Here is a 12,031-nt window from a genome sequence, read left to right as displayed (position 1 = left end):
AGCCTCTCCGTTGAGGTTGGGGGTCTTCAGGGTCGTCTCTTCGGGTCGTCTTGGGTGGACTCGTGAAGCTCAGGCATCGGCGAGCATCTTGCGCAGCTGCTTGGTGGCCGGCGTGACGATCGCGACGAAATAGGCCTCGCGCAGGCGCCGCTGCGCGCGGTGGCTCTTGAGGTAGCCGCGTGCGCCACAATGCAGCATCGCCGCATGCGCCGCCGCGACGCTGGCTTCGCCGGCGCGAAGCCGCAGCGCGATCACCTTGCGCCAGTAGGTCTCCTCCTCATTGTAGGGATCGCGCGCCAGCGTCATGGTCTCGGCTTCGAGCTCGGCGGCGAGATCGCGGAAGTGCACCGGCTGCTGCGGCAGATAGCGGTTGATGTGGCCGAGCGGGCTACCGACCTCGTCCATGATGTTGATGCAGTCTTTGATCACGCCGAGCGCCATGCCCGCCTGCAGCAGGATGAACCCGGCGCGGATCTTCTTGACGAAGGGCGCGGCGGGATCGGCGAGGATCAGCTCGTCCGGCACGAAGACATCGCGGAACTGCACGCCGTAAGTGCCGGTGCCGTCCATGGCGAGGAACGGCTTGCACGGCGTCAGCGTAATCGCGGGGTCGGAGCAGTCGGCCAGGAACATCACAGTCCCCTGCTCGTCCTCGCGCTCGAAGATGGTGCCGAAATAATGGTTCGGGCCGAGATTGGAGACCCAGGGCAGCGCGCCGCGCACGATATAGCCGCCCTCGACCTTCTTGCCCTTCAGCTTCAGCTTCTCGATGCCGAAGAAGCTCTTCATCGGATTGGAAAGCCCGGTGCCGCCGAGCACGCGACCGGTCGAGAACGCATCGCCAAACCGCCGCGCCAGTTTCAGGTTGGTCGAGTTGGCGGCGTACCAGACCAGCGTGTTCTGGCACCAGGCCATGAAGGCGGTGGCGCCGCAGATCTCGCCGATCGCGGCCATCGATTCGATCGCGCAGCGCAGATCCGCGGGGCCTTCGTACGGCACGTGACTGCCCCAGGCGCCGACGGCGCCGAACGCGCGCAGCACCTCGGCCGGATAGACCGTGCCCTCGTCGATGCCGGCGGCAAGTGGCGCGAGCTGCTCCCGCGCGATCCGCGCCACCTCTCCTGCAATGGACGGTGCGGGCTGATCCAAAATCTCGGCCCGCGATAAAGCCAGTGAACCCATGGTCGTCTCCCGCACCGTTGTCCGTGTTGCTGTTGCTAGATGCCGACCTCGAGATTGACCGGGCGGGTGAAGGTGTTGGCGACCGGCGACCATTTCTTCACATGGGCGACCAGCGCGTTGATCTCGTCCGGCGAGATGCCCTCGCACTCCATGTCGACTTTCACGCGGACGTCGGTGAAGCCGACCGGCTTGTCGGACATGTCGCCCGTGCCCCAGACCGCGGTGATGTTGAGGTCGCCTTCGAGCTCGAGCTCGAGCTTGTTGACGATCCAGCCGCGATGCACGGCGTTGGCGTGCAGGCCGACCGCGAGGCAGGAGCCGAGCGCGGCGAGCGAGGCTTCCGACGGGTTGGGCGCGGTGTCGTCGCCGAGCAGCCCCGGCGGCTCGTCGACGATGTAGGGCGGCAGGTTGCGGATGTAGTTGGCGTGGCGGAACTTGCCTTCCGCGACCGTCTTGCACTTCAAGGTCTTGATGACCTTCGGATTCGCCTTGCCGTTGGCGATCAGTTGCTCGAGGCCATTCTTGTCGATGGGTGCGAGGCAACCCGTCAGCACGGTCTTCTGAACGACGGCAGTCATCAATCTTCTCCCTGGCAGAAGTGGAATTCGGCAGGATACCGAACGGTCTGTTTCCTTGCATGGAGCGTGCCAGAACCCGCGAAATACAAAACGCAAAGCATTGGAGCCGCTTAGGCGTCGCTGCCTGCGGATTGATCAGCGCCCGCTTGCTCAAAGCCGATGCAGATGGCTTCGCCTCTGCGAATCTTTTCAGCGCGGAACAGATGCGGCTTGCTGATGCGACGCGGCTGCGGGTAAGTTCGTCACCATGGCAAAGACGTCATCGAAGAAGACCTCGCCTCACGCCGCCGCAGGCGAAGACGAATCCGCGCGCGGGCGCCTGCTCAGCGCCGCAACCCATCTGTTCTGCAAGAACGGGATCAACGCCACCGGCATCGATGCGATCATCGAGGAAGCCGGCACGGCGAAGACGACGCTCTACAAGCTGTTCGGCTCCAAGACCAATCTCGTCAACGCGGTGCTGGAGAGCGAAGGCAAGCAGTGGCGCGAATGGTTCATCGGCGCCATGGAGGCGGGCGGCGGCGACGCGCAGGCGAAGCTGACGCGCATCTTCCCGGCGCTGAAGAGCTGGTTCGCGGAAGAGCGCTTCTACGGCTGCCCCTTCATCAATGCCGTCGGCGAGCACGACAAGGAGGCCAAGCAGTTCCGCAACATCGCGCTGAAGCACAAGAAGATCGTGCTCGGCCATATCGAGAAGCTCGCCGGCGAGCTCGGCTCGAGCGAGCCTGCTGTGCTGGCGCACCAGCTCGGCCTCCTCATCGACGGCGCCATCGTCGCGGCGATGATCTCGCGCGACCCGGGCGTCGCCGACACGGCCGCGCTCACGGCAGGCCCCCTGCTCGGACAATCCAGGGCGAAGAAGAAGCGTGAGCTGGAAGCGGTGTGACTCTGCCGTGATCTCGTAGGGTGGGTTAGCCCTGCAGATGCGCGAAGCGCATTTGCGCGGCGTAACCCACCGCGTCTCTTTCCAAGTCGACGGCAAAGAGGTGGGTTACGCCTTCGGCTAACCCACCCTACGAGACCGAGCTCTCCACAAACCGTCCGATCGCGTCCAGCACCGGCCGCTGATCCCCCGCAAAGAACCAGTGATCACCGCCGTCGAGCTCGACGAATTTCGCGCCGCTGATCCGGCTCGCGATATCGCGCCCCGCCGCGATCCGCACCGCCTGATCGCCGCGCCGGTGCAGCACCAAGGTCGGCACGGCGACCCGCGGCAACAACTCCCGCACGTCGGCATCCCGAAACGCTTCCAGCACGGCGGAGATGCCGCCGGGGCTGGAAGCCGCGCGCAGCAATCCGGCCCACCAGGCCCTCGCCTGGGCATCGCCGGCAAGGCTCGGCGCAAAGGTCTCGATCCCGACCGGACCGCCCCATTGCGCGACCAGGTGCTTGCGCCAGGCATCATACTGGCCCGCGCGCAGCGCGTGCGGATAGTCCTGCGACCAGCAGCCCTTGGCGAGCGCGCCGAACAGGATGAGTCCGGCGACGAGACGCGGTTCGTCGACCGCAAATCTGATGCAGGCCGGCCCGCATTCGGAGGCGCCGAACAGCACGACGCGGCGCGCATGCGCGGCCCGCAACACGGTGCCGATGTCCTGGGCCGTCACGTCGATACCGGGGGCGGATCCGACCCGGTCGGACAGCCCGATGCCGCGGCGATCGAACACGATCAGCCGCCCGAGCTTCATCAGCGACGCCAGGAATGCGCGGCTCGCCGGATGCTCCCAGGCGCGCTCCACATGCGAGACGAAGCCGGGCATCACCAGGATGTCGAGCGGACCGCTGCCATAGGTCTGATACGCCAGATGCACGCCGGCGCCCTTCACGTAGCGCGTCATCGGCACGGCCTGCGGCGCCGCTGCGGGGGTCATCAGCGCTTCGGTCTCGGCTTCCGGCGCAACGCCAAGCTCGTCGCGCAGCCGTTGCGTCAACGCGGCGTGGTGCCGCTCCGCCGCGCTGCGGTCGCCGGCCAGCAGCAGGCTGCGGATCAGGTGCCGGCCATAGACCTCGCTGAGCGGATCGAGCTCGACCAGACGTCCCGCAAACGCAGTTGCGGCAAAATGATCGCCGGCGGCATTCCTGTCCTGCACCAGACGCTCTAGTGCGTGCACGAGCCGGCCCCGCAGCGCCTCGCGCCGATAGAACGCCCAATCGTCGAATTCAGGCGAGCCCTCCGGAGAGAAGCCCGCCAGGAAATCACCGCGATAGATCCGGCAGGCCGCCTCGAAGTCACCGCGGTCGCAGGCGCTTTCGAACGATTGCGAGTCGAGCTCGAGCGCGACCTCCGGGGACAGCCGCAAGCTGGTGCGGTCGGTCTCGAAGATCGATTGGCCGAGCGAGAGCTCGATGCGGTGAAGCAGGCGCCGCAACCGCGCCAGGCCGGTTTCGCGGGGCGTTTCCGGCCACAGCAGCGTCGCCATGACGTCCCGCGCGACGGCACCTCTGGCCTCGGCCAGATAGACCAGCAGCGCAAGCCCCTTGCGCAAGGCGAGCTTGATCGGGCGGCCGTCCGTGTGAAGCTCGGGGAAACCGAACGTCCCCAGCGAGAAAGCCGTCATGGACAACCTCTTTCCCCGCCCGCCGTCCCCGGGGGACGCGCAGGGGACGGTCCGGCGATAGCAGTCGGGGCAGATCGCGCCCGACCGCCGGCGAGCGGTTCAGGCTCCTGCATGCGGCAGCGCTGCCATCGGCACAACAGGAAAAACCATGTTCGCACGCCTCCTGATCCCTCTCTACGCCGTCATGAGCTACGGCGTATTCACCGTTTCATTTCTCTATGCGCTCGGTTTCGTCGGCAATTATGTCGTGCCCAAGTCCATCGACAAGCCGGTCGAGCTCGGCAGTCCCGCCAATGTGACCGCGGCCATCGTCATCAACCTGCTGCTGATGACCCTCTTTGCGGTCCAGCACAGCGTCATGGCGCGCCCTGCCGTCAAGCGATGGCTGGCCAAATTCCTCCCCGCGGCGTGCCAGCGCAGCACCTATGTGCTGCTCTCCAGCCTGGTCCTGCTGCTGCTGTTCTGGCAATGGCGTCCGATCCCGGCACCGGTCTGGCAGACAAGCGGAATTGCAGCGTGGTTGCTGACCGGCGTGCATTGGCTCGGCTGGCTGATCGCGTTCGCCTCGACCCACATGATCGATCATTTCGACCTGTTCGGCCTGCGCCAGGGTTTCTCCGTGCTGAAGGCCGCCGAGCTACCCAATCACTCCTTCAAGACTCCCCTGCTCTACAAGATCGTCCGGCATCCGATCATGCTCGGCTTCCTGCTCGCGTTCTGGGCCGCGCCTGAGATGACCGCCGGCCATCTGCTGTTCGCGGTCGCCAACACCGCCTACATCCTGGTCGCGCTGCAGTTCGAGGAGCGTGACCTGATCGCGGAGTTCGGGGAGACCTACCGGCAATATCGCCGCCGCGTTCCCATGCTGGTGCCGCGTCTCTTCACGCGCCGCCGGACCGGCGATGGCCCGTCAACCCGCGCCGTCGGAGCACCGCAATGAAAGCCGTTCTCTGCAGCGCCTTCACCGGCCCCGGCGATTTGCGCCTCGGTGACATCGACGAGCCGACGCCCGCTGCCGACGAGGTCCTGATCGACGTCCATGCGGCCTCCGTCAGCTTCATGGACCAGCTGATGGTCTCGGGCCTCTACCAGATGCGGCCGCCGACACCCTTCGTGCCGGGCACGGAAGCCGCCGGTGTCGTCGTCGTGGTCGGCGAAGGGGTCACGGCATTCGCGCCCGGCGACCGCGTGGCCTGCAGCAGTTGGACCGGCGGCTACGCCGAACGGATGACGGCGAAGGCATCCAAGAGCGTGCGCCTGCCCGATGGCGTCGCGTTCGAGAGCGCGGCGACCGTCCTGCACAATTACGGGACGGCCTGTTACGCACTGGTCGAGCGGGCACGGGCGCAAGCCGGCGAGACCGTGCTCATCACCGGCGCCGCCGGCGGAGTTGGCCTTGCCGCCGTCGACCTCGGCCGCCATCTGGGCCTGCGCGTCATCGCCGGCGTCGGCTCGGACGACAAGGCAGCCCTGGTGCGGAGCTTCGGCGCCGCCGAGGTCATCAATTATCGCACCGAAGATTTGCGCGACCGGATCAAGTCGATCACGTCAGGCGGCATCGACATCGGCTTCGACAATGTCGGCGGCGCGATCTTCGAGCAGATGGCCCGGCTGATGGCATGGGGCGGCCGGCTGATGCCGATCGGCTTCACCTGCGGCGAGATCCCGTCCATCCCGATGAACCTGCCGCTGCTGAAGAACTATTCCATCATCGGCGTCTTCGCCGGCGCCTGGGCCGAGAAATATCCTGACGACGCCGCGCGGATGAACGACATGCTGGTGCAATGGCTGGCCGACGGAAAAATCCGCCCGCACATCGATCGCGTCCTCCCATTGGAGGAGGCCGGCAACGCCATGCGTGCGGTGGCAGGCCGCACGGTTCAGGGCAGAATTGTGCTCAGGATCAGATAGAATGCACGCGGGAACGGAAAACGAGGACAGCAAGAGTTGACAGAGATCATCATCGCCAGGCGCTTTTGCGGTCCTCCGAACTCCGGCAACGGCGGCTATGTCTGCGGCCGGCTGGCCCGGCACATTCCCGGCGGCGCCGAGGTGACGCTGCGCGCGCCGCCTCCGCTGGACACGCCGCTCGATGCGATCGCGGCCGCCGACGGCACGTGGGAGCTTCGTGATGGCGACAAGGCCCTTGCGACCGCGCGTGCGGCGAATGTCGAGCTCGGCCAGATCGAGACAGCCAGCGTGCAGGAAGCCCGCGCCGCCGGATTGCTGGCGCTGTTCGAGCCGCACGAGCATCCGCTGCCGAACTGTTTCGTCTGCGGTCCCGCGCGTGCCCAAAGCGACGGCCTGCGTGTCTTCACCGGGCCGCTTGGCCGCCGGCGAGAGAACGCCGTTCTCGCGGCGACCTGGACGCCGGATCCGAACCTCGCCGCCGAAGACCGACTTGTTGCCCCCGAATTTCTCTGGTCGGCGCTCGACTGCCCCACCGGCTTTGCCTGCAATTGCAATCCGCAGAGCGGCAGCTACGACAAGACGCCGCTCCTCCTCGGACGGATGGCGGCCCGGATCGAGGCCCGCCCGCGCCCCGGCGCCCCCTGCATCATCACGGCCTGGCCCACCGGCCGCGACGGCCGCAAGCGGACCGCGGCCGCCGCGCTGCATGATGAGAGCGGAAAGTTGCTGGCGGTGGCGAGGACGACATGGATCGCAGTGGAGCGCGAGGTGCTGCTCGGGCGGGGGTGACGGTTTCGTAGGGTGGGTTAGCCCGCGATTGCGCGAAGCGCACGCGCTGGCGTAATCCACCAACTTCGTCCGGCATGCGCTGGCACATGGTGGGTTACGCCGGCGGACCGCGCTGCGCGCAGCCGCGGGCTAACCCACCCTACGATCACCGCCCGCCTGCACCAATTCGCATCTTCCTGCATGCTCGCGTGCGCTTCACGCGTCGATTTACCTTGCGTCAAGCACGACCAGCAATCGGCCGTGCTCTTAAAAGGCTGTTAGGACCGGCCAGCGTTGTTGGCGCCCGGAAGACGGGGACGCTTTGCAATGCGATCGGACGAGGGACTCTACAGTGCGCCACGCTGGCGCCTGACGCGCTGGCTTGCCGAACCGGGGCCCGGGGTACCCGACGACATCCGCGCGGCGCTCATTGCCCAGCTCCATGGATCGCTGCCGGTATTTGCCGCCGGCGCCGTCAACACGATTGCGGTTGCCGCCGTCATCGCCGCCCGCAAGCAGACCGCACCCTTCATCGTCTGGCTGGTGATGGAGATCGCGATCTGCCTCGCCCGTCTCCTCGTACTCGCCAGCGCGAACCGCAGGGCGCGTGAGCACCGCCCCACGCCGACCGACCTTCATCTCCTGCTTGCGGTCGCCTGGAGCGCCAGCGTCGGATTTGGCGCCATCGCCAGCCTTGCGAGTGGCGACTGGGTCGTTGCCATGTTGGCATCGCTGTCTGCGGCGGCGATGGTCGGCGGCATCTGCTTCCGCAATTTCGGCGCGCCGCGCCTGGCGGGGACCATGATCCTCTTCAGCCTCGGTCCCATCATCCCCGGCGCCGCGCTCGCCGGCGAGCCGCTGTTCTACATCGTATACCTTCAGGTACCGATGTATCTGGCCGCGATGACCGCCGCGGCCTTCCGCCTCAACCGGATGCTGGTCACCACCATGCGCGCCGAGCGTGAGAACAGCCATCGCGCGCATCATGACGCACTCACTGGACTGCTCAATCGAGCCGGGTTCGTCGAGGCGCTCGGCACGAGGCTTGCCGCGCGCGCCGAACGACCGTTTGCGGTGATGTTCTTCGACCTCGACAATTTCAAGCCGATCAACGACACATTCGGACACGCGGCGGGCGATGCGGTGTTGAAGGGCGTAGCCGGCCGGGTGCGCCGGGCGCTGCCGGACGGCGCGGTGCTCGCCCGGATGGGCGGCGACGAGTTCGTCGCGCTCGTCGAGGACGTCACCACCGAGACGGCCCGGGAGACGGGACACCGCCTCATCCGCGAGGTCGCCATTTCCTACGAGCTGGGCGGCGATATCCGCGCCAGTGTCGGCGCCAGCGTCGGCATCGCGATGTCGCCGGATCATGGCGCCGAGGTCGAGGAATTGCTCGGGGTCGCCGATGCCGCACTGTACGAAGCGAAGTCGGGCGGCAAATCGCGATGCTGCCTCGCCTCGGTCGAGACCAATCTCGCGGCGTTGCGCCGTCTCCAGCAGAGCAGCCCGAAAGGCCCGGTGGCAAGCGCCGCCTGATGCGGAGTTCGCAGGGTGAGCAAAGGCGCGACGCGCCGTGCGCCCTAGCTGCTCGTCGCCTGCCGCACCGGCGGCGGCTTCCAGGTCCCGTTGATGATCGAGGGCGACTTCTCGTTCGGCCAGTACATGCGCAGCATCAGGACGAACTTGCCCGCGGGTGCGGGAAGCCAGTTGCTCTCCTTGTCGGGGCCGGGATTGTCCTTCTGGATGTAGAGATCGACCGAACCGTCCGCATTGGCCTTGAGGTTCTGGCGGGCACTGATGGACTGCCGGTTGATCGGATTGGCGACGAAGAAGTAGTTCTCGTCATACATCGTCAGCGACCAGAAGCCTCCGACCGGAGGAAGCTGCCCCTTGGGAAAACGCATGACGTATTTGTTGCTGCCGACATAGTCCTTGCCGTCCGCATCCTTCTGGGAGGTCGGATAGCACGCATCCTGAATCCGGTTGGCGCCGAGGCCGATTGCCGTGACGAGGGCACGGTTGAAGTAATTGGTGCCGTAGACGCCGGCTTCGGCATCGAAGGCCCACCCGTTGACGTTCTTGATCGCCTTGTTGACCTTGAACTGGAGCATGATGCGGTCGAATGCCACCTGGGGGACCCGCTTGGCGAAGGCAACATCGAATTTGCTCGCGTCAAAATCCTTGCCCGGCACAAGACCGATCTTCGCGAATTTGGCGACCTCGGCCGCATCGGCGGCGGCCGGCGGATTGCGCTTCATCAATTGCGAGAGAAGGGTGAAATAGGCCGCGGCGTCCATGCGGTTGACCTGGTCGCGGACCGCCGTCTTCATGTCGACCGACGCATCGACCTTGCCTGCCGGCGGCGTATAGGACTTGCCGTAGGCGCTGAGCGGCACGAGCTTGAACTCGTCCTGTGCGGCATGCACGGCCGCATAATCCTCCGGCGTGCCGGCGCAATAGATGCGGCCCAAAATCCACACCATGCTCGTCGGTGAGTTGTATTCCTTGACGCCGGCGGGAAGCGTTCCCTTCCAGCCCGGTCCGGTGATCGCGTAGGTCTGCGCCTTGGTGCCGGTGGTGCGCTTGCCGGGCACCTGGAAGACGTTGGTCCAGCCGTCCAGCATCGGAAACAGGAAGTAGCGGTCCTTCATGTCGGGCATGCTCAGGACCCAGGGCTCGTCTCCCACGTCGATCCAGGCCGTCGTGTAGAGGGTGTCGGCATTGGGTGCCGTGACATCCCTGAAGCTGGCATCCGGATATTTGCGCAGCTTGACGAACTGTCCCATCGGCCCGCGCGTGCCTTCCGCCGCCGCAACGTTGGTCATGACCCGGCGGGTCATCTCCATCGTCACCAGCGGATATCCGTAGACATAGGCGTCCTGCGCGAGCCAGAAATCGTCGCCGCCCTCCAGGGCCCTGACGACGGGGCCGTCGAACTCGGCGCGTGCTGTGCGGGACATCGCAAGCGCCGACATGGCGGCGCTGAAGGCGGCAAGTGCCTGGCGACGGTTGATGGACATATCGAACCCTCCCTGTTGCCCCGAAGCGTAGGTGGAGGGGTTCCGTGTTCGTTGATTTGCATCAATGTGGCCCGTCGGGGCGCAGCGCAGCGCGCAGCTCAATACGGTCACATCAACGAGCCGTACGTTCCCGGCCAACGACGCGCGCTGCGTCGACGGCCTCTCGTAGGGTGGATTAGCCGAAGGCGCAATCCACCTCTTTGCTACCGTTGAGCCGACAAGAGAAGTGGTGGGTTACGCTGACGCTAACCCACCCTACGAGAGCTATGAGGCGGCGCCCGCTCGATCACCGGCTCGCGCGCAGCGTGCGGAGCTCAAAATCGGCGGCCGGCTTCTCGATAAAGGTCTTCGGGCAATCGGCCGCGGCCTGCTCGAACAGTTTCAACGCGTCTTGCTTCGCGCCGCTCTGAAGCGCCCGTTCAGCGATATAGAAATTCGCCTCGCAGACCTGCCCCTTTCTCTTCACGGGGTCGGAATCCTCGGCAGCGCTGAGCACCTGCTCCGGCGTCATCGTGCCAAGGAAGAGATTGACGACCGGCGCGGGCCATTTTGTCGCGTCGAGCTGCTTTGCCGTCTCGCTCAGCCGGCTCGGCTGCTCACTGCGCCTGGCAACAATCTCGCGCCACAAGACCGAATAGGCACCTTTCGGATTGAGCTCGATCGCCTGATCCAGATCGGTCAACGATTGGGCGAAGGAAGCGGTCTGCCAATAGAGCCTCGCACGATGGAAGTAGGCGCGCGCATCCTTGGGATCGAGCTGCACGAGTTGGTCGTAGTCCGCAAGCGAGCGGCCAAAATCCCCCTTGGCCTTGTACGCATTGGCGCGGAGCCCGAAGGCATCCTTGTCCTTGGGATCGAGACGGATCGCCTCGTCATAGTCCGCCATGGCGAGATCAATATCTCCTTTCCCCTGGTAGGCCGCTCCCCGAGCGCGGAGCACAGGACCATCCCCGGAAGCGAGCACATTTGAGTCCCCCACGACCGACGCGGAAATCGGCTCGGCGTCTGGGCCTTGAGTCTGAGGGTTTCCCTGACGCTGGTGTGCCAGCTGGATCACCCGATTGTAATCGGCGATGGCACGATCATAGTCGCCTTTTCGAGCATAGGTGGCGCCGCGGCAGCCGTAGGCAGATTGGCTTTGCGGGTTCAGCTCGATGATCCGGTCATAGTCGGCGATAGCGCGGTCGAGTTCGTTCAGCAGGGAAAATGACTCGGCCCGGAAGTAGTACAAATACGCGTGACTCGGCTTGATCTGCATTGTCTGATCGATTTCGGCCAGTGCGCGCTCCCTGTTGCCCTGGGCTATGTAGACACGGCTACGGCACAACTGACCTCCGCCGCTTTGCGGGCCGATCTCAACCGCTCGGTCACAATCAGCCATGGCACGAGCCAGTTCTCCCTTGCGGAGGAATGCGAGGCCGCGGTCGACATGCACGATGACATTTTCGGGGTGGACCAGGAGAGCTTGATCATAGTCAGCGATGGCGCGGTCGACATCGCCTTTGGCCAGGTAGACCCTGGCACGCCCCAGACGGGCATACACAGCCTTGGGATCAAGCTCGATGACCTTGTCGTAATCGGCGAGCGCAGCGTCGGTTCGTCGCTTCTCGAGTTGCGCAAAGGCTCTCTGGAGCCGAGCGTTCAGATTGCCCGCATCGCGTTCGATAATCAGGCTGTAGTCCGCGATCGCAAGGTCGGTCTCTCCTTTCTGGCGGTAGAACATGGCACGGCGAAAGTACGCCATGATCACGCCCTGCGGCATGGCCTGCGCCGCCTGAATGATCGCGGTGCAGCCCGCGATGCGCTCATCGACCGTGACGTTGCCGACCGCATTGCACTTTGCAACCAACGGCATTTCCGCGCGGGCGTCTGGTACTTCGATCAAGGCCGCCAGCACCAACGCACTCACGCCCGCTGCCGCACCAACGAGCGCGCGGCCTGTCATTCCAAACATGCAGTCCCCATTTCCATTCCGGGGACTTCATAGCAACCGGCGACGCGTCTGCACAGCCCC

The 12,031-nt window shown here is 65.5% G+C and carries 10 protein-coding genes; 5 read left to right on the top strand and 5 right to left on the bottom strand.

Going from position 1 to position 12,031, the window contains the following annotated elements; genetic code table 11:
* Window positions 1-69: 69 nt before the first annotated feature.
* A complete protein-coding gene (locus JQ617_RS00510; protein ID WP_212023595.1) occupies window positions 70-1,182 on the bottom strand; it encodes an acyl-CoA dehydrogenase family protein in 1,113 nt (370 codons plus the stop codon).
* A 35-nt stretch (window positions 1,183-1,217) separates the two neighbouring features.
* Window positions 1,218-1,760, bottom strand: a complete 543-nt coding sequence (locus tag JQ617_RS00505) for an OsmC family protein (protein WP_063682428.1) — start codon at window positions 1,758-1,760, stop codon at window positions 1,218-1,220.
* A gap of 247 nt (window positions 1,761-2,007) precedes the next feature.
* Here JQ617_RS00505 and JQ617_RS00500 point away from each other — a divergent pair, with 247 nt between their 5' ends.
* The gene (locus JQ617_RS00500; RefSeq protein WP_212023594.1) at window positions 2,008-2,646 is read left to right on the top strand and encodes a TetR/AcrR family transcriptional regulator; all 639 of its coding nucleotides are present in this window, start codon (window positions 2,008-2,010) and stop codon (window positions 2,644-2,646) included.
* A 127-nt stretch (window positions 2,647-2,773) separates the two neighbouring features.
* Here the strand turns inward: JQ617_RS00500 and JQ617_RS00495 are convergent, their stop codons facing one another.
* Complete coding sequence (locus tag JQ617_RS00495; RefSeq protein WP_212023593.1) at window positions 2,774-4,318, bottom strand: bifunctional AfsR/SARP family transcriptional regulator/alpha/beta hydrolase; 1,545 nt, start codon at window positions 4,316-4,318, stop codon at window positions 2,774-2,776.
* Between the two features lie 148 nt (window positions 4,319-4,466).
* Between JQ617_RS00495 and mddA the strand changes: the two genes are divergently transcribed.
* The 4 genes from mddA to JQ617_RS00475 all read left to right on the top strand — a co-directional run bounded on the left by mddA (window position 4,467) and on the right by JQ617_RS00475 (window position 8,533).
* The gene (mddA, locus tag JQ617_RS00490; RefSeq protein WP_212023592.1) at window positions 4,467-5,258 is read left to right on the top strand and encodes a methanethiol S-methyltransferase; all 792 of its coding nucleotides are present in this window, start codon (window positions 4,467-4,469) and stop codon (window positions 5,256-5,258) included.
* On the top strand, window positions 5,255-6,229 hold the full coding sequence (locus JQ617_RS00485) for an NADPH:quinone oxidoreductase family protein (protein ID WP_212023591.1): 975 nt from the start codon (window positions 5,255-5,257) through the stop codon (window positions 6,227-6,229). The genes mddA and JQ617_RS00485 overlap by 4 nt, the downstream gene beginning before the upstream one ends.
* Before the next feature lie 36 nt (window positions 6,230-6,265).
* A complete protein-coding gene (locus tag JQ617_RS00480) occupies window positions 6,266-7,018 on the top strand; it encodes a hotdog fold domain-containing protein (protein WP_212023590.1) in 753 nt (250 codons plus the stop codon).
* Window positions 7,019-7,324: 306 nt separating this feature from the next.
* On the top strand, window positions 7,325-8,533 hold the full coding sequence (locus JQ617_RS00475) for a GGDEF domain-containing protein (protein WP_212023589.1): 1,209 nt from the start codon (window positions 7,325-7,327) through the stop codon (window positions 8,531-8,533).
* A 44-nt stretch (window positions 8,534-8,577) separates the two neighbouring features.
* On the opposite strand, the gene JQ617_RS00470 is transcribed toward JQ617_RS00475, so the two are convergent.
* Both JQ617_RS00470 and JQ617_RS00465 read right to left on the bottom strand, forming a co-directional pair.
* Complete coding sequence (locus JQ617_RS00470; RefSeq protein ID WP_212023588.1) at window positions 8,578-10,017, bottom strand: DUF1254 domain-containing protein; 1,440 nt, start codon at window positions 10,015-10,017, stop codon at window positions 8,578-8,580.
* Between the two features lie 286 nt (window positions 10,018-10,303).
* A complete protein-coding gene (locus JQ617_RS00465) occupies window positions 10,304-11,971 on the bottom strand; it encodes a tetratricopeptide repeat protein (RefSeq protein ID WP_249156567.1) in 1,668 nt (555 codons plus the stop codon).
* Between the last annotated feature and the right edge of the window lie 60 nt (window positions 11,972-12,031).

The sequence above is a fragment of the Bradyrhizobium sp. KB893862 SZCCT0404 genome, from assembly GCF_018130885.1.
In the GTDB taxonomy this organism is placed as follows: Bacteria; Pseudomonadota; Alphaproteobacteria; order Rhizobiales; family Xanthobacteraceae; genus Bradyrhizobium; species Bradyrhizobium stylosanthis.
Note: the sequence above shows the minus strand (reverse complement) of the source record. Positions and strands in the feature narration are given on the sequence as shown.

Excerpts from the sequence above, each read along its gene's own strand:
- JQ617_RS00505 (WP_063682428.1), bottom strand. The coding sequence starts at position 1,760 with ATGACTGCCGTCGTTCAGAAGACCGTGCTGACGGGTTGCCTCGCACCC.
- JQ617_RS00465 (WP_249156567.1), bottom strand. The coding sequence starts at position 11,971 with ATGTTTGGAATGACAGGCCGCGCGCTCGTTGGTGCGGCAGCGGGCGTG.
- JQ617_RS00510 (WP_212023595.1), bottom strand. The coding sequence starts at position 1,182 with ATGGGTTCACTGGCTTTATCGCGGGCCGAGATTTTGGATCAGCCCGCA.
- JQ617_RS00470 (WP_212023588.1), bottom strand. The coding sequence starts at position 10,017 with ATGTCCATCAACCGTCGCCAGGCACTTGCCGCCTTCAGCGCCGCCATG.
- JQ617_RS00500 (WP_212023594.1), top strand. The coding sequence starts at position 2,008 with ATGGCAAAGACGTCATCGAAGAAGACCTCGCCTCACGCCGCCGCAGGC.
- JQ617_RS00485 (WP_212023591.1), top strand. The coding sequence starts at position 5,255 with ATGAAAGCCGTTCTCTGCAGCGCCTTCACCGGCCCCGGCGATTTGCGC.
- mddA (WP_212023592.1), top strand. The coding sequence starts at position 4,467 with ATGTTCGCACGCCTCCTGATCCCTCTCTACGCCGTCATGAGCTACGGC.
- JQ617_RS00495 (WP_212023593.1), bottom strand. The coding sequence starts at position 4,318 with ATGACGGCTTTCTCGCTGGGGACGTTCGGTTTCCCCGAGCTTCACACG.
- JQ617_RS00475 (WP_212023589.1), top strand. The coding sequence starts at position 7,325 with ATGCGATCGGACGAGGGACTCTACAGTGCGCCACGCTGGCGCCTGACG.